General features: G+C 67.3%; 15 protein-coding genes. 11 read left to right on the top strand and 4 right to left on the bottom strand.

Going from position 1 to position 17,358, the window contains the following annotated elements; all coding sequences use genetic code 11:
- Positions 1 to 916, bottom strand: a 916-nt coding sequence (xseA, locus tag E4L96_RS15695) for an exodeoxyribonuclease VII large subunit (protein ID WP_135208157.1), incomplete at its 3' end; no start/stop codon positions are given.
- Between the two features lie 853 nt (positions 917 to 1,769).
- On the opposite strand from xseA, the gene E4L96_RS15700 reads away from it, so the two are divergent.
- The 7 genes from E4L96_RS15700 to E4L96_RS15730 all read left to right on the top strand — a co-directional run bounded on the left by E4L96_RS15700 (position 1,770) and on the right by E4L96_RS15730 (position 7,955).
- Positions 1,770 to 2,375: a MotA/TolQ/ExbB proton channel family protein gene (locus E4L96_RS15700; RefSeq protein ID WP_135208158.1), complete on the top strand. Its 606-nt coding sequence runs from the start codon at positions 1,770 to 1,772 to the stop codon at positions 2,373 to 2,375.
- On the top strand, positions 2,375 to 2,812 hold the full coding sequence (locus E4L96_RS15705; RefSeq protein ID WP_135208171.1) for an ExbD/TolR family protein: 438 nt from the start codon (positions 2,375 to 2,377) through the stop codon (positions 2,810 to 2,812). Before E4L96_RS15700 ends, E4L96_RS15705 begins: the two co-directional genes overlap by 1 nt.
- 72 nt (positions 2,813 to 2,884) lie before the next feature.
- Positions 2,885 to 3,928, top strand: a complete 1,044-nt coding sequence (gene lpxK, locus E4L96_RS15710; RefSeq protein WP_135208159.1) for a tetraacyldisaccharide 4'-kinase — start codon at positions 2,885 to 2,887, stop codon at positions 3,926 to 3,928.
- On the top strand, positions 3,909 to 4,079 hold the full coding sequence (locus E4L96_RS15715; protein WP_135208160.1) for a Trm112 family protein: 171 nt from the start codon (positions 3,909 to 3,911) through the stop codon (positions 4,077 to 4,079). Before lpxK ends, E4L96_RS15715 begins: the two co-directional genes overlap by 20 nt.
- A complete protein-coding gene (gene kdsB, locus E4L96_RS15720) occupies positions 4,079 to 4,831 on the top strand; it encodes a 3-deoxy-manno-octulosonate cytidylyltransferase (RefSeq protein ID WP_135208161.1) in 753 nt (250 codons plus the stop codon). Before E4L96_RS15715 ends, kdsB begins: the two co-directional genes overlap by 1 nt.
- A 116-nt stretch (positions 4,832 to 4,947) precedes the next feature.
- Entirely contained in the window at positions 4,948 to 5,604 is a 657-nt protein-coding gene (adk, locus tag E4L96_RS15725; RefSeq protein WP_135208162.1) for an adenylate kinase, read from the top strand.
- A 173-nt stretch (positions 5,605 to 5,777) separates the two neighbouring features.
- Entirely contained in the window at positions 5,778 to 7,955 is a 2,178-nt protein-coding gene (locus tag E4L96_RS15730) for a sodium-translocating pyrophosphatase (RefSeq protein ID WP_135208163.1), read from the top strand.
- Positions 7,956 to 8,068: 113 nt separating this feature from the next.
- Here E4L96_RS15730 and E4L96_RS15735 read toward each other — a convergent pair whose 3' ends face one another.
- A complete protein-coding gene (locus E4L96_RS15735) occupies positions 8,069 to 9,343 on the bottom strand; it encodes an alpha/beta hydrolase family protein (protein WP_135208164.1) in 1,275 nt (424 codons plus the stop codon).
- 64 nt (positions 9,344 to 9,407) lie between these two features.
- Entirely contained in the window at positions 9,408 to 12,140 is a 2,733-nt protein-coding gene (locus E4L96_RS15740) for a bifunctional diguanylate cyclase/phosphodiesterase (RefSeq protein ID WP_135208165.1), read from the bottom strand.
- Between the two features lie 179 nt (positions 12,141 to 12,319).
- On the opposite strand from E4L96_RS15740, the gene E4L96_RS15745 reads away from it, so the two are divergent.
- Together E4L96_RS15745 and E4L96_RS15750 are read left to right on the top strand one after the other, a co-directional pair.
- The gene (locus tag E4L96_RS15745) at positions 12,320 to 13,648 is read left to right on the top strand and encodes a glycoside hydrolase family 1 protein (protein WP_135208166.1); all 1,329 of its coding nucleotides are present in this window, start codon (positions 12,320 to 12,322) and stop codon (positions 13,646 to 13,648) included.
- 3 nt (positions 13,649 to 13,651) lie between these two features.
- Positions 13,652 to 14,392 carry an SDR family NAD(P)-dependent oxidoreductase gene (locus E4L96_RS15750; protein WP_135208167.1) on the top strand — a complete coding sequence of 247 codons (741 nt, stop codon included), beginning with the start codon at positions 13,652 to 13,654 and terminating at the stop codon, positions 14,390 to 14,392.
- A 20-nt stretch (positions 14,393 to 14,412) separates the two neighbouring features.
- Here the strand turns inward: E4L96_RS15750 and E4L96_RS15755 are convergent, their stop codons facing one another.
- A complete protein-coding gene (locus tag E4L96_RS15755) occupies positions 14,413 to 15,711 on the bottom strand; it encodes an acetyl-CoA hydrolase/transferase family protein (protein WP_135208168.1) in 1,299 nt (432 codons plus the stop codon).
- 144 nt (positions 15,712 to 15,855) lie between these two features.
- Between E4L96_RS15755 and E4L96_RS24685 the strand changes: the two genes are divergently transcribed.
- Together E4L96_RS24685 and E4L96_RS15765 are read left to right on the top strand one after the other, a co-directional pair.
- A complete protein-coding gene (locus tag E4L96_RS24685) occupies positions 15,856 to 16,842 on the top strand; it encodes an EAL domain-containing protein (RefSeq protein WP_135208169.1) in 987 nt (328 codons plus the stop codon).
- A 10-nt stretch (positions 16,843 to 16,852) separates the two neighbouring features.
- Positions 16,853 to 17,358: PAS domain-containing protein (locus E4L96_RS15765; protein WP_135208170.1), on the top strand; the 506-nt coding region annotated here is incomplete at its 3' end.

Genomic DNA, 17,358 nt, shown 5'->3' on the forward strand with positions numbered 1-17,358 from the left:
CCAGATTGTCGAGCCCCTGGTTGGCCTCCGCCAGCTGGCGCTGCATGGCGCGGTGCAGGTCGAGCGCATCGCCGCGCAGGGACGCGAACCAGTCCGCGTGCGCGGTGGCCGCCAGTTCGGCGGCGGCGGTCGGCGTGGCGGCGCGCAGGTCGGCCGAGAAGTCGGCGATGGTGAAGTCGGTCTCGTGGCCCACGCCCGAGATCACGGGCATGCTGGCACCGACGATCGCATGCGCGACCACCTCTTCGTTGAAGCTCCACAGGTCCTCGATGGAGCCGCCGCCGCGGCACACCAGCAGCACGTCCACTTCGGCCCGCGCGGACGCGGTGCGGATGGCCTGGGCGATGCGCTCGGCCGCGCCCTGGCCCTGCACCGGGGCCGGATACAGGATCACGCGCACATGCGGCGCGCGGCGGCGCAGGGCGGTGAGCACGTCGCGCAGCGCCGCGGCCTGCGGGCTGGTGACGATGCCGATGGCCCGCGCGAACAGGGGCAGGGCGCGCTTGCGCTCCGGGTCGAATAGGCCCATCGCGCCGAGCCGCTCCTTCAGCCGCAGGAAGGCCTCGAACAGCTGGCCCACGCCGGCGCGCCGGATCGCTTCCACGTTGATCTGGTAATCGCCGCGCGCGCCGTATAGCGTGACCAATGCGCGCACCTCGACCTTGTCGCCCTCGCGCGGCTGGAAGCCCGCGAACTGGGCGCGGCTGCGGAACATGACGGCGCGCACCTGGGCCGCATCGTCCTTCAGCGTGAAATACCAGTGGCCGGAGGCGGCGCGCGTGAAGTTGGAGATCTCGCCACCAATCCACACCAGCGGAAAGGTGCGCTCCAGCAGCCGTGCCACCTGCTGGTTGAGCGCGGTGACGGTCAGGACGGGTGGGGCGGCGTAGGCGGGATCGGCGGAATCGGTGAGCATGTGACAGTCTTGGGAGAGCAAGCTGTCCACAGTTGGGACAGGGCGGACAAGCTTATGTCATAAAAATCTGCCCCGCGCAAGGCTTGTCGCGTAAGTGCTTGTTTTCAAAGGCTTTAAATAGCTGCTGCATTTTCATGCAGAAACACGAAAACGGTTACGGATCAAGCACTTGGGCGCATCTCCTCAGACTTCCTCACAAAGTTATCCACACTTTGCGTGAGTAACTGAAGTTGCTTGCAGATGCCTAAATTTTGCGCAGCGGAAAATTTTCCTTATGAATCAAGGACTTTTTGGGCTCGTCCGGCCCTTGCCCACAATTTTGTCCACACAAAGTGTGAAAAGGCTGGGAAAACCCAAGCTCTCCACTGTGCCACATTTTTCGGCATCACGGAAAACCGCTGTGTTATCAACGACTTGCAATCGTGCGCAGCGCTTGATCACAGTCTTGTCCACAATTTCTGTTCACAACGGTGAAGTACCCGCCGCCGATCGCGAAAATGCACAGAAAACGGCCGGAATCGGCCCCGTGCTGCATTTTTGCGCAATGGAAAATTTCCCTTATGGATCAAGGGGTTTACCGACGAGCCCGAGGGATCCCCACAATTTTGTCCACACTTCGTGTGCAAAAGTCGCAGCCTGTGAACTCATCCACGCTGCTGCTTTTTTGATCGACCGAAAATTGTCTTGTCAAATCAAGTACTTGGGTGAGTGCGCCCCAGCTTGCCAACAAACTTTTCCACAAAAAGTGTTCGCAACGCGGGGATAACCCGGCAGGGGCGAAACTTGTCCCCCTTGCAGCCCGGCAGGCGACACGTTACATTGCGTTTTTCCCTGAACTCGTCTGGAGTCCGCGTTGCTCGCCATCCTACAAGCCGCCGGCTGGCCTATCTGGCTGCTGCTGATCGCCTCGATCGTCGCCCTTGCCCTCATCATCGAACGCCTGATCTACCTGCGCCGCAGCAAGATCCTGCCGAAGCAGCTGCTGGACGAGGTGGTGCGCGTCTACCAGAGCGGCAAGGTGACGCCGGAGATCGTCTCCACGCTGGAGCAGAATTCCCCGCTGGGCGCCGTGCTGGCCGCCGCGCTGCGCAATGTGAACGCGCCCCGGGACGTGATGAAGGAGTCGATCGAGGAGGCCGGCCGCGGCGTGGCGCACGTGCTGGAGCGCTTCCTGACCACGCTGGGCACCATCGCCTCGCTGGCGCCGCTCATGGGCCTGTTCGGCACCGTGGTCGGCATGATCGAGATCTTCGGCGCGCAGAACGCATCCGGCACCAATCCGGCGCAGCTGGCGCACGGCATTTCGGTGGCGCTGTATAACACCGGCTTCGGCCTGGCGATCGCGATGCCGGCGCTGGTGTTCTACCGCCACTTCCGCGCGCTGGTCGACAGCTTCATCATGGACATGGAGTTGCAGGCGGTGAAGTTCGTCGACGTCGTGCACGGTGCCCGCAAATGATGGACTTTCGCCGCGGGCGGCGCCGCGAGGACCCGGAGATCAACCTGATCCCGTTCATCGACGTGCTGCTGGTGATCCTCATCTTCCTGATGGTCACGACCACGTACAGCAAGTTCACCGAACTGCAGATCACGCTGCCGACCGCGGATGCGGAAAAGGCGGTCGAGAAGCCGTTCGAGCTGAATGTGACGGTGGATGCCAAGGGCAACTACACCATCAATGGCACGCCGGTGGCCTTCCACACGGTGGCCGGGCTGGCCGATGACATGAAGGCGGCCACGCGCGCCTCGGGGACCGCGAACCAGACCCCGGTCGTTATCGTCAACGCGGACCAGTTCGCGATGCACCAGATGGTGATCAACGTGCTGGAAGCGGCCCGCATCGCCGGCTACGACAAGCTGACGTTCGCGGCGCAGACCGCCGGCGCCAAGCAGTGACTTTGGTCGGCAGCGCCGCGCGCGCGGGGCTATCCGGCGCTCTGGCGCTTCACCTCACCTGAGGCGCGGGCGGTGGCCAGCGCCAAACTCGAACCGACTCTCACGCGTGCCTGGCTGCGGCGCGGGCCGCTGGCGTGGGCGCTGTGGCCCGTGTCGCTGGTCTTCGGCGCGCTGGCGGCGCTGCGCAGCGCGGCGTTTCGGCTGGGCTGGGCCAAGTCCGAGCGCCTCCCGGTGCCGGTCATCGTGGTCGGGAATATCTTCATCGGCGGCACGGGCAAGACGCCGCTGACCATCTGGCTCGCCAACGCGCTGCGTGACCTGGGCTACACGCCCGGCGTGATCTCGCGCGGCTTCGGCGGCGCGGCCGAGAACATCACCGAAGTCACGCCCACGTCCACCGCGGCGCAGGCTGGCGACGAGCCTCTGCTGATCGCCCAGCGCGCCAGCTGCCCGGTGTTCGTGGGCCGCCGCCGCGTGCAGGCGGGCAGGGCGCTCCTGCAAGCACACCCGCACGTGGACGTCATCATCGCCGACGACGGGCTCCAGCACTACGCCATGCAGCGCGACGTCGAGATCATCCTGTTCGACGCCCGCGGCCCCGGCAACGGCTGGCTCCTCCCCGCCGGCCCCCTGCGCGAATCCCGTACCCGCCACCGCGATTTCACCGTGGTGAACGCCCCCGCTATCTCTCCCGCCCTGCGCAAGGCGGTTGCAGGCGAGCCGTATCAAATGGTTCTCGCAGGCGCCCAAGCCGAGCGCCTGGCCGACCGCAGCGAGGCGCGGCCGCTCACGGCGTTCGCGGGCCAGCGCCTGACCGCCGCCGCCGGCATCGGCAACCCGGCCCGCTTCTTCACCATGCTGCGCGCCGCCGGCCTGCAGTTTGCCGAGCTCCCGCTCCCCGATCACCACGACTTCCTCGACGACCCGTTCGCGCACATCGAAGCCGATGCCATCCTGATCACCGAGAAGGATGCAGTAAAATGTGCGCAACTTGAAAACATCAGCCGCGACCCGCGCATCTGGGTCGTGCCGGTCGCAGCGCAGATCGACAGCGCGCTCGCCGCCCACATCCACCATCACATTTCGGAGAAACGCCGTGGACGCCCGTCTGCTTGACATCCTGGTCTGCCCCCTGTGCAAAGGCCCGCTGGAATACGACAAGAAAGCCCAGGAGCTGATCTGCAAGGGCGACCGCCTGGCCTACCCGATCCGCGACGGCATCCCCATCATGTGGGCGGACGAGGCCCGCAAGGTCGAGCCGTTCTGATGTCCTTCACCGTCATCATCCCGGCCCGCCTCGCGTCCACCCGCCTGCCCAACAAGCCGCTCGCGGACCTGGGCGGCAAGCCGATGGTGGTGCGGGTCGCCGAACGCGCCCAGGCCTCGGGCGCCGCGCGCATCGTGGTCGCCACCGACCACGCGGACATCGAGCAGGCCTGCCGCGCCCACGGCATCGAAGTGTGCATGACCCGCGCCGACCACCCCTCGGGCACCGACCGCATCGCCGAAGTCGCGCGCACCCTGGCGCTGGCGGACGATGAGGTCATCGTCAACCTGCAGGGCGACGAACCCCTGATCGACCCCCAGCTGCTGTCCGCCACCGCCGCCCTGATCGCCGACGGCGTCCCGATGGCCACCGTGGCCCACCCGCTCGCGAGCGTGGACGACGTCTTCAACCCCAACGTGGTCAAGGTGGTGCTGGACAAGCATGGCCGGGCGCTGTACTTCTCGCGCGCCACCATCCCCTGGGCGCGCGACGCCTTCGCCCAGTCGAAAGATCAACTGCCCGCGGGTTACCGCCCGCTGCGCCATATCGGCCTGTACGCCTACAGCCACGCCTTCCTGCAAACCTACCCGACCCTGGAAGCGGCCCCGCTCGAAACCATCGAAGCGCTGGAGCAGCTGCGCGTCCTCTGGCACGGCTACCCGATCGCCGTCCATATCACAAGCACCGCGCCAGTCGCCGGTGTGGATACTGAAGAAGATTTGCGCCGCGTCAGAACGCACTATCAAACTTGACGCCGACGTGATCTTTTGTGGTAACTTTCGTCATTAAGGTAGTCAGATATGCATCAAACGAAAGTCTGATGCAGCCGATTGCAAAAACTATAAATACTCTGTTCTAGGATTTTTTCATGCGTCTCATTCTGCTAGGAGCACCTGGCGCCGGCAAAGGCACCCAAGCGAACTTCATCAAGGAGAAGTACAACATCCCCCAGATTTCCACCGGCGACATGCTGCGCGCAGCCATCAAGGAAGGCAGCGAGCTGGGTCTGGCGGCGAAAAAGGTGATGGACCAGGGCCTCCTGGTGTCCGATGACATCATCATCGGCCTGGTGAAAGAGCGCCTGAAGCAGAATGACTGCCAGCGCGGCTACCTGTTCGACGGCTTCCCGCGCACCATCGCGCAGGCGGACGCGATGAAGGACGCCGGCGTGGCCATCGACTACGTGCTGGAAATCGACGTGCCCGACGAATCGATCGTCGAGCGCATGAGCGGCCGCCGCTCGCACCCGGCCTCGGGCCGCGTGTACCACATCAAATTCAACCCGCCGAAAACCGAAGGCAAGGACGACCTCACTGGCGAGCCGCTGGTGCAGCGCGAGGACGATATGCCCGAGACGGTGCAAAAGCGCCTGCAGGTCTACCACAACCAGACCGAGGTCCTGCTCGACTACTACAACAAGTGGGCCCAGTCCGGCCAGCCGGGCGCGCCCAAGTACCGCAAGATCACCGGTGTCGGCCCGGTCGAGCAGGTACGCGACGCGGCCTTCGCGGCGCTGGAAAGCTAAGAACATACAAAGCGGGCTTCGAGTCCGCTTTTTTTTCGACCGCGGCCGGGATCCTCCGCCGCCATCGAAACCTTTTGTATTGAGATTGAGTTTGCAGTTCGCGTTTGAGTTGGCCGCCACAAGCGGTCTGTTTAAGTGTGGTCGTGACTTGATATGAGAATGAAGGGGACGATATGGCAGCAGGCTTTCTGGAATTCGTGGTTGCGTGCGGCATCCTGGCCGTCATTTATGGGCTCTGGTCGCGGAGCTGGATTCTCAAGCAGGACCCCGGGAATCCGCGGATGCAGCAGATTGCCCAGGCGATCCAGGAAGGCGCAGCCGCCTACCTCGCGCGCCAGTACCGAACCATCGGCATTGTCGGTGTCGTTCTCCTGATCGCGATCGGCGCGCTGCTGGACATCAACACCGCGATCGGCTTCCTGATCGGCGCGGTCCTCTCCGGCGCCTGTGGCTTCATCGGCATGAACGTCTCCGTGCGCGCCAACGTGCGCACCGCGCAGGCGGCCACGCGCGGCATGAACGAAGCGCTCAACGTCGCCTTCAAGGGCGGCGCCATCACCGGCCTGCTGGTGGTCGGCCTCGGGCTGCTCGGCGTGACGGTGTTCTACTGGTACCTCGCCGCGCGCGGCGTGGCGGCCAACTCGCATGACGTCATCAAGCCGCTGATCGGCCTGGCCTTCGGCGCCTCGCTGATCTCGATCTTCGCGCGTCTCGGCGGCGGCATTTTCACCAAGGGCGCGGACGTCGGCGCGGACCTGGTGGGCAAGGTGGAGGCGGGCATCCCCGAGGACGACCCGCGCAACCCGGCCGTCATCGCGGACAACGTGGGCGACAACGTGGGCGACTGCGCGGGCATGGCGGCCGACCTGTTCGAGACCTACGTGGTCACGCTGATCGCCACCATGCTGCTCGGCGCCCTGCAGTTCGCGGACATTGGCAACACTGCCATCCTGTACCCGCTGCTGCTGGGCGGCGTATCCATTATCGGGTCGATCGTGGGCTGCTCGATGGTCAAGGCCAAGCCGGGCAAGAAGATCATGTCGGCGCTGTACACCGGCCTGTGGTGGGCGGCGATCCTGTCGCTGATCGGCTTCGGTGTCGTCACCTGGATGATCTGGGGGCCCGAGATGCGCATGACCATGATGGGCTGCGCCATCGTCGGCATCGTGCTCACCGGCCTGATGGTCTACATCACCGAGTACTACACCGGCACCGAATTCAAGCCGGTGCGCCACATCGCCGAAGCCTCCACCACGGGCCATGGCACCAACATCATCGCGGGCCTGGGCGTGTCGATGAAAGCGACCGCCTATCCGGTGCTGGTGGTGTGCATCGCCATCCTGGTGGCGTACCAGCTGGGCGGCCTGTATGGCATCGCCATCGCCGCCACCTCCATGCTGTCCATGGCCGGCATCATCGTGGCGCTGGACGCCTATGGCCCCATCACCGACAACGCGGGCGGCATCGCCGAGATGTCCGGCCTGCCGGATTCGGTGCGCGCCATCACCGACCCGCTGGACGCCGTGGGCAACACCACCAAGGCCGTCACCAAGGGCTATGCGATCGGTTCCGCAGGCCTGGCCGCGCTGGTGCTGTTCGCCGACTACACGCACGCGCTGGCCTCGCGCGGCCACACCATCACCTTCGACTTGTCCGAGCCGATGGTGATCGTCGGCCTGTTCATTGGCGGCCTGATTCCCTATCTGTTCGGCGCCATGGCGATGGAAGCAGTGGGCCGTGCGGCCGGTGCCGTGGTGGTGGAAGTGCGCCGCCAGTTCCAGACCATCAAGGGCATCATGGACGGCAGCGGCAAGCCGGAATACGACAAGGCGGTGGACATGCTGACCGCCTCCGCGATCAAGGAAATGATCCTGCCGTCGCTGCTCCCGGTGGTGGTGCCGGTCCTGGTGGGCTTGCTGCTGGGTCCCGCCGCGCTGGGTGGCCTGCTGATGGGGACCATCATCACTGGCCTGTTCGTGGCAATTTCCATGACCACCGGCGGCGGCGCCTGGGACAACGCCAAAAAATACATCGAGGACGGCAACCATGGCGGCAAAGGCTCGGAGGCGCACAAGGCGGCCGTCACCGGCGACACCGTGGGCGACCCGTACAAGGACACCGCCGGCCCGGCCGTGAACCCGCTCATCAAGATCATCAACATCGTGGCGCTGCTGCTGGTGCCGCTGCTGCCCGCTGCCGGGTGGGTGTCGGTGAGCGCACCGGTGATGGCCAAGCACGCCCCGGCCGCAGCCGCGCCGGGCACCATGGCGGCCGCACCGATGGCCGCGCCCGCGGCCATGGATGCTCCTCCGCCGGTCCAGGCTGCGGCTCCTGAGGCCAAGCCGCAGTAGGTCTCAGCCGAAGCGCCCGTGGCGGCGCGTCCGAAACCAGGGGCGGCCATGGCCGCCCTTTTTGTGCAGGCGCTGCGCCGCTGCCCCCGACGATCGAAAGGTGCCCGGCGTGATCAGCGGGCCGCGCCGCCCCAGCGCTGCGGCAGCGTGCTCGACGACGTGCCGCGCGCATCCGAGGCCTGTACAAACCAGTCGCGCTCGCCCAGGCCCAGCGCCCGCAAGTCGATCCGATAGCGGCCGTCCGCCCCCGCGCTGACGCGGCTGTCCGGCAGGGCCACCCAGGTCCGCTTCGGGTAGGGCGCATCCGTGGCGGACGAATAGACGGTCACACTGCGGATGTCCGTCCCGAGCACCTGCACCACTGCCGTATCGCCGGCCACGCGCTCCAGCCGCGCGACCGGCAGGGCGGGCCCGCTGCCCTGCAGCGCGTGTGCGAAGTAGTGGATCTCCTGCTCGGTCCAGCTGCCGTCCGGATCGCGCGGGGCCGCCCCCGGGTAGCCCGTCGAGGCGTGGTCCGCGTTCGGGCCGATCACGAGATTCTTCCGCGCTGTTATGCCTTCGAACGTGCGCGCCACGGCCGGCAGCCAGAACGCGCGGTCGTTCGATGTCGCGGCCAGGAACAGGTCCGCCTTTATGCCTTGCAGGTAGTTCTCGGCGCCCAGCACGGCGTGCCAGCGCGCCCGGTCGGCCGGGCTCAGGTCCGCCATATCCTTGCTGAAGGAGGTCTCGTCGAAATAGCCCGACCCCCACACCACGTAGGCCGCGCGGATGTCGTCGCCGAGCAGCCCGGCCAGCAGCAGCGTTTCATAGGCGCCAAACGAAGCGCCCACGATGCCGATGCGGCCCCGGTCCACGTCCGCCCGCTGCTGCAGCACGCGCACCGCGCCGATGCCCGCCGCAGCGGCCTGGAACAGGGTGCTGCTGGCGGCGGCGGGACGCAGCAGCCAGCGGTCGCTCCCATACGGCTTTCCCGTCCACAGTCCGCGCGAATGCCGGGCGCGCGCTGGGTCGGCAATGCCCGGCAGGTCCGGTGAGATGGCGACATACCCGCGCCGCGCCCAGGCGATGGCGATCGCACGCTGTGCCGCTTCGCGGCCGGGATGGAGCACCACCAGCGCCGGGTACGGCCCTGGCCCGGTGGGCAATGCGAGCAGCGCGTACACCTCGTTCGCCACGGGCCCATTCGGGCCGGGGACGTCGAGCGAGCGGAAGGCCAGGTGCCGTACGGTGACCCGGTCGTCGAGCCTCTCGGCGGGCGCCCGGTCGGTCAGCAGGGCCGGCGCGGGCGCGGCCAGCACCGCCGCAAAGGGCCGCTCCTGTGCGGCCGCCAGCGGCGCCAGCACACTCAATCCGAACCAGACCAACCACCGTGCCTGCCACCGTCCCATGCCGCGCTCCGCTGAGTGAAAGTCAAAAGTGCGGCGATACTAGCACGGTCACCACAAGCTGGCCTTAAGCCCTTGGTCCGGCTGCGGCGCCTGTGGCCTGCTGCGCCAGCACGGACTGGACCTGGTCCGCCGCCACCGGCCGCGCAATCGCATAGCCTTGGGCCTGGTCGCAGCCCAGCTCGCGCAGCACGGCGAGCTGGCTGTCGGTTTCCACGCCTTCCGCTACCACCAGCATCTCCAGCGCATGCGCCATCGTCACGATCGCGCGGAAGAAGATCCGTCCCGGCTCGTTGCGGTCCACCTCGCGCGTGAAGGCGCGGTCGATCTTCAGCACGTCGAAGTCCAGCCGCTGCAGCTGCGCCAGCGAGGAATACCCGGTCCCGAAGTCATCCACCAGCAGCCGCACGCCCATGCGCCGGATGGCCGTCAGCGATCCCGCGATCTCGCGCGTGTCACCCATCATGGTGGATTCGGTCAGCTCGATCTCCACCAGCGACGCCGGCACGCCATGCCGCTCCATCGCGCGCGCGATCTGGTCCGCCACCGCGCTTTCGTTGAACTGGCGCGGCGAGACGTTGATGGACACCGGCACCAGCTCCACGCCCGCAGCGCGCCACGCTGCCATCTGCCCGCACACCTTGTCCAGCACCAGGGCGCCCAGGTCCAGGATCATCCCGTTGTCCTCGGCCAGGTCGATGAATTCGGCCGGCTCCAGCTGCCCGCGCTCCGGATGCCGCCAGCGCACCAGCGCCTCCATGCTGCACAGCTGACCGCTGCCCAGGTCGCGGCGTAGCTGATACACCATCTCGAATTCGTCGCGCGCGATGGCCCGGTGCAGCTCGGCCTCGCGCTGAATGCGGGCCCGCAGCGCTTCTTCGAAGCCGCGGTCGTAAAAGCGGTAGTTGCGCTTGCCCGCCGTCTTCACCGCGTACATCGCGATGTCGGCATGTTCCAGCAGGGTACTCGCGTCGCTGCCGTCGGTGGGGAAGATGCTGATGCCGATCGAGGTGCCGATGGGCCTCGCGCCCTGGTCGAAGTGGAATTCATCCTCGAACGCGCGCAGGATGCGCTCGGCGACGTGGGCCGCATCCGCGGGCTGCGCCAGGTCCTCCAGCAGCACCACGAACTCGTCGCCGCCGAAGCGCGCCACCGTGTCGTGCGGCCGCACCGCCTCGCGCAGGCGCCGTGCCGCGACCTGCAGCACCTCGTCGCCTGCGGCGTGGCCCAGCGCGTCGTTGACCGCCTTGAAGCCATCCAGGTCGATGAACAGCACCGCCAGTTGTTGCTGGCCTGCGGCGGCGGCCTGGATCGCCTCGGGCAGCATGGTCTGGACCGCCAGCCGGTTGGGCAGGCCGGTGAGCGCGTCCTCGTTGCCGCGCCGCTCCAGCTCCGCCATATGGGCCTTCGCATCGCTGACGTCGCGCAGGGTGACGGCCAGGGCGCCGTCGGAGCGCACGGCCTTGACCAGGACCCAGCGCGCTTCCAGCGGACTGTCGTCGCGGATATCGAACTCCTCCGAGGCGCTGCCCAGTTCCAGCGCCGTGCGCAGCAGGGCCAGCGCGCGCTCGGGCACGAACGCGGTGTACAGCGAGGACACGGTCTTGCCGATCATCTCCTCGCGCCGGCGCTGGAACAGCTCCGCCCCGCGCTGGTTGCAATCGCTGATACGGAAGTCGGTGACCGTGCCGTCCGGCCCCTGCACCGGCCGCGCAATGTAGAAGCCTTCGTTCCCAGCCTCGGTGGCCATGCGGTAGGTCGCCTGCATCTGGTCCATCTGGTACTTGCGCCAGCCCAGGCGCACGGTCTGGGTGGTGGCCAGCAGCGCAAACAGCACCAGCGCCGAGGTCACGCCGTAGGCCACCCGCAGCGACACGCGGCGCCGCTGGTCAATCGGCGCCAGCACCTCGGCGCGGCTGATCCCGGCCATGGCCACCAGCGGATAGCCCGCCACCGGCTTCCATCCGAGATAGCGCGGCACACCGTCCGGCAGCATGGGCCGCGGGGCTGGGCGCGCCGTGCCCGTTCCGGACGGCGGAGATGCACCGGCCGGAAACATGCGCGCGTCCGGCGCCAGCAGCGCGTTTCCGATGCGAATCACGCGCCCTTCGCCATCCGCCCCGACCAGGGCCAGCAGACCCCTGCGGCCCAATATGGCGGGGTCGTAGCTCGCGGTCAGGTAGGATTGCTGCACTCCCAGCACCACGATGCCGTCGAAGCTGCCATCCTGTGCGCGCAGGGGGCGCGAGAAGCGCAGGATGAGCTGGCCAGGGCTGCGCCCGGGCATGGGCGTGCTCACGTACACCGTGTCGGCCGCGCTGTCCTGCTGCCGCAGGAAGGCTGGGCGGTCGCTGAAATCCTGGAGGCCGCTGCCGGGCGCAGAGGTGCTGGTCACGGCGCGGCCGGTGCGGTCCACCACGCTGGCATCAAAGGGTTCGCCCAGCGGGAACAACCCGATCTGATGCGCGTTCTCCAGCCGGAAACGGCCGCCCGTGGTCATCCACTGCAGCCGTACCAGCAGCAGCTTCTGGTCGATTGCGTTGACCGAGCGCGTCACGTCGTCCGCAAAGGCGCGCGCCACCGTGGCCGCTTCCGCCAGCGCATAGCGTTCGGCGTCGGCGCGGTCCTCGTTCAGCTTGAGAAACAGCACGCGCCAGCCCAGCAGGACCACCAGCAGTGTCACCAGGGGCCAGAACAGCAGCAGCCGCAGGTGGCTGGCCGCGAAGCGCGCACGCTCCCCCACGCCGAACAATCCGTGCGGCGAGCTCTCCCTCTCCTCCTGAGCCCTGCCATGGGACATGACGGTCCTTGAGCTGTTATAGGCACGCGGCCAACCCCGGCGCGCGCGTTGGGCTACCGGTGCAGCATGGCACAGGCGCGGCAAACGTGACGCGCCGTATTGACAGCCGGCGTCAACTGCGCGTTGCGCTTTGCCGCGACCCGCTATCCTGACCATCTCGCGCCCTCCAGGAGCTAGCGTTGTTCACAGGATTCATCTTCGCCACCGGGATCGAAAACAGCATCCCGACCATCAACAATGGCCGCACGCGCATGGACGAGATGGAGAAGTGCGGCCATTACAAGTACTGGCGCAAGGACTTCGAGCTGGTGCAGCAGCTGGGCATCAAGGTGCTGCGCTACGGCCCGCCCTTGCATCTGACCTGGCTGGGGCCGGACCGCTACGACTGGTCGTTTGCCGACGACGCCATGCGCGACCTGCGGGCGCGGAACATCGTGGCCATCGTCGACCTGTGCCACTTCGGCGTGCCGGACTGGATCGAGAACTTCCAGAACCCCGACTTTCCCGCGCAGTTTGCCCGCTATGCCCGCGCCTTCGCCCAGCGCTATCCGTGGGTACAGCTGTACACGCCGGTCAACGAAATGTCGATCTGCGCGCTGTTCTCGGCGCTGTACGGCTGGTGGAACGAGCAGCTGACCACCGACCGCGCCTTCGTCACCGCGCTCAAGTACATCGTCAAGGCCAACATCCTGGCCATGCAGGAGATCCTGCGCGTGCGGCCGGACGCGCTGTTCGTGCAGAGCGAATCCAGCGAGTACTACCACGCCGAGAACCCCAAGGCCATCGGCCCGGCCGAGATCCGCAATTCGCGCCGCTTCCTGTCGCTGGACTTCAACTACGGGCGCCGCGTGGACTCCGAGATGTACGAGTACATCATGGACAACGGCATGACGCGCGACGAGTACCACTTCTTCTTGAATAACAATTTCAAGCACCACTGCATCATGGGGAACGACTACTACCAGACCAACGAGCACCACGTGAGCGCGGACGGCGCCACCCGCTCCGCAGGCGAGATCTTTGGCTATGCGGTCATCACCCACCAGTACTACAACCGCTACCGCCTGCCGGTGATGCACACCGAGACCAACCTGACGCAGGGGCCAAATGGCGACGAGGCGGTGCGCTGGCTGCGCAAGGAGTGGGCCAACGTGCTCCGGGTGCGCAACAACGGGGTGCCGATCGTCGGCTTCACCTGGTACTCGCTGACCGACCAGGTGGACTGGGACGTGGCCCTGCGCGAGGATCGCGGCACCGTCAATCCGCTTGGCTTGTTTGACCTGGACCGCAATATCCGGCCGGTGGGCGAGGCCTACCGGGACCTGATCCGCGACTGGTGCGAGGTGCTGCCGACGCAGAGCGTGTGCCTGCAGGTGCCGATCGCGCTGCCGCTCGATTACGAGGACCCCAACTGCAACGAAGGCGTGGACGGGAACCCGCCGGCGCCGCCGGTCCCGCGGCGCGAGAACAGCGACGTCGCCACCGCGGCGCCCAAGAACACGGAGTAGACCATGAAGCTGAAGGGACGCACCGCCATTGTCACTGGCGCGGCCGGCGGCATCGGGCTGGCGACCGCGCGCCGGCTGCTGGAGGAGGGCGCCAACGTGCTGCTGGCGGATCTCAAGCAGGACAAGCTGGATGCCGCCGCCGCCACGCTGGGGCAGGGCGCGGACGCGGACTGCATCGCCACCGCGGTATGCGATGTCTCCCATGAGGACCAGGTGACAGCGGCGGTGGACGCGGCCATCAAGCGCTTCGGCGCGCTCCACATCGTCGTCAACAACGCCGGGCTGATGATCTTCAAGCCGCTGGAAGAGCAGACCGGCGCGGACTGGCAGCGCATCCTGAATGTGGACCTGCTGGGGGCCTTCTACTTCATCAAGCAGTCCTTCCTCAAGATGACGCAGGGCGGGGCGGTGATCAACGTCTCCAGCGTGCACGCGGTGAAGACCGAGCCGCTGGTGGCGCCCTACGCGGCGGCCAAGACCGCGCTGCTCTCGCTCACCCGTTCGGCGGCGCTGGAGGGCAAGCCGAAGAACATCCGCGTCAACGCGGTGCTGCCGGGCGCCGTGGACACGCCGATGTTATGGGATAACCCGAACGTGAAGTCCGGCGCCGAGACCATCAACAAGGACGAAGTGGGCACGCCCGAGGACATCGCCGCCGCCATCGCCTTCCTGGCCAGCGACGATTCGCGCTTCATCGCCGGTGCCGGGATCCGGGTCGACGGCGGACGCCTGGACCGGCTCTGATCCTCTGCCCGCCGGGCCGGTCAGAACACGCACATCCGGTCCGCTTCCTCGCGCAGCCATGGACGGAAGTCCGGGTGGGCGATGGCGATCAGTTCCTGCGCCCGCTGGCGCGCGGATTTGCCGCGCAGCTGGGCCACGCCGTATTCCGTCACCACGTAGTTCACATCGTTCTTGGACGTGGTCGCGTGCGTGCCGGCCGCCAGCGTGGGCACGATGCGCGAGATGGTCCCGTCCTTGGCGGTGGACGGCAGCACGATGAAGGACTGGCCGCCGCGCGAGCGGTTGGCCGCGCGCACGAAGTCGACCTGGCCGCCGGTGCCGGAGTAGGGCAGGTGGCCGATGCTCTCCGAGCCGCACTGGCCCAGCAGGTCGATCTGCAGGGTCGCGTTGATCGACACCAGCTTGTCGTTCTGGCCCGCGATGTACGGGTCGTTGGTGAAGTTCGACGGGTGCATCTCCAGCATCGGGTTCTGGTGCATGAAGCGGTACAGCTTTTGCGATCCGAGCGCGAAGGTGGCGATCATGCGGCCGGGCAGGAAGCTCTTGCGCCGGTTGGTCACCACGCCCGCTTCCACCAGCGACAGGATGCCGTCGCCGATCATCTCGGTGTGCACTCCGAGGTCCCGCTTGTCCGTCAGCTGCATCACCACCGCATCGGGGATGCCGCCGTAGCCGATCTGCAGGGTCGAGCCGTCCTCGATCATGTCGGCCACGTACTTGCCGATGGCTTCCTGCACGGGCCCGATCTTGGGCAGGCCGACTTCCAGGATCGGGTCGCTGCTTTCCACCAGCGCGGTGACCTGCGAGATATGCACGTGGCACTGGCCCATGGTGAACGGCACGTTGGGGTTCACCTCCAGGATCACCGCGCGTGCCTTGGCCACGGCGGCCATGGTGTAGTCGGTGCCGAGGCTGAGGGCGAAATGGCCGCTCTCCGTCATCGGCGAGGCCATGGCGAAGACCACGTCGGCGGGCATCAGGCCGCGTTCGATCAGCGTGGGAATCTCGGAAAAATAGTTGGGGATGAAGTCGCACCAGCCACCCTGGCCGCCGCTGCGCGAGGCGCCGCCGAAGAACAGCGCCGCGTGGCGCACGTGCCGGGCGGTGTCCTGCTCGAAATAGCCGTACTTGCGCATGGCGAGGATCTGCGCGACCTTGACGTCGTGGAAGTGGCGGCGGTGTTCGGACAGCGCCGCCAGCAGCGACGGTGGTTCGCCGACGCCGGTGGGGACGATGATCATGTCGCCGTCCTGCAGGTGGGCGAGGGCGTCGGCCGGGCTGCAGCGTTTGGACGTGTAGAGCTCGTGCGCGCGGTGCATGGGCGTCTCCTGTGTGTGTGATGTGTTCTTTTGAGCGTGCGCGGGCACGGGCTGCCGGTAGCGGAAGCTTTTGCCTGCGATGCTAGGCTGTCAAGCTGACCAGACGCTTACGCTGCGCGCCACCGTTTTGCAGGAAGTGCTTAAATGGCCCGCATGAGAGACCGGATTGCCATTGCCGTGTTGTGCCTTGTTGCCGCCGGGTCTGCGATGGCCCAGCAGGAGGGCAAGGTCGCGTCGCACAAGGAGCAGGCGGAGCTGGCGCAGCCGCCCGGGACGCCGAGCGTGCAGCCACGCGCGCCGCAGCAGGGGCCGCAGGCACAGCGCCCGGCCGCCAAGGACGCCGAGTTGCGCTATGGCCCGAGCCTCTACGATTCCGCCCCGCGCACGCAGCGCGATGCGGCGCGTGCGGACGAGACCGACCAGACGCCGCGCACCGAGGACGCCGGGAACAAGCAGGGCGCCGCGCAGGGGCCGGACGCCGGCAAGCCTGGCGTGAAGCAGGACGAGCAAACGCAGGGCGTCAAGAAACAGGACCAGAAGAAGCCGGACCAGAAAAAGCCGGTCGCGCGGCGGCGCTCGACGACGCAGGACATCGCCACCATGCCGCCCCCGCCCCCGCTGCATCCGGCCGCTCCGATTGCGCCCCTGCCGCCCACCCCGCACGCGCCCATCCCGTCAGCGCCTATGCCCGCCAGTTGCGGCCCCGCGGGCTGCCTCACTCCCTCCGGCCAGCATCTGAACCAGGGCATCGGCACCGCCCTGATCGCCGCCAAGATGCACAGCCTGCGCGCGCTGGGCGTGCGCTTTTCGCTGGACGATTTCGGCACTGGCTACGCCACCCTCTCCTACCTCAAGAAACTGCCGTTCGACGAGCTGAAGATCGACCGCAGCTTCGTGCGCGACCTGCTGGACGACGTCAACGATGCGGCGCTGGTGCGCGGGATCGTGGGGGTGGCGGCCGCGCTGCAGCTGGAGGTGATCGCGGAAGGCGTGGAGACCGAAGCCCAGCGCCGCTACCTGGAAGAGATGGGCTGCGCGCGCTACCAGGGCTACCTGATCGGGCGGCCCGCACCGCCCGCCGAATTCGACCAGCCGCAGGCGGTGGCGCAGGCGCGCCCGGCCCGGCTCTGAGAGGAGACTGATGGAATACCCGTTCAACTACGGTGACCGCGTGGCGCGGCCGGCCTGGCCGTCGCTGACGGCCAAGCTGGACGAGCTGCCCGATCCGGGCTTCGTGGTTGGCGAGGATGGTCTCATCCTGCACGCCAATGCGGCCGTGCGCTGCCTGCTCGGCTATCCGGAAGGGTCGCTGGCGCAGCGCCGCATGCTCGACCTGGTGGCGCCGGCGGACCGGGAACGCACGCAGCAGGAGGCCCAGCAGGTGCTGTGCGGGCAGCTGCGCACGGGCTTTCGCAACACGCTGCTGGACGCGCAAGGCCAGCCGCTGCCGGTGGTCTGGATGGCGGCCTGGATGCCGCAGCGCGGGGTGCGCGTGGGGGTGGCCCGGCCCATCGTCGCACCGGACGAGGAGCACCTGCTGTGCGCCCTGCGCTCGGCGTTTGCCGATGCGGCCGTGGTGCATGACGACGACCGCGACTACCTGACGGCCGTGCGCGAATGCCTGTCCGCGCGCCTGCCCTGCTGGCC

This window comes from Zemynaea arenosa, assembly GCF_004614185.1.
Lineage (GTDB): Bacteria > Pseudomonadota > Gammaproteobacteria > Burkholderiales > Burkholderiaceae_D > Telluria > Telluria arenosa.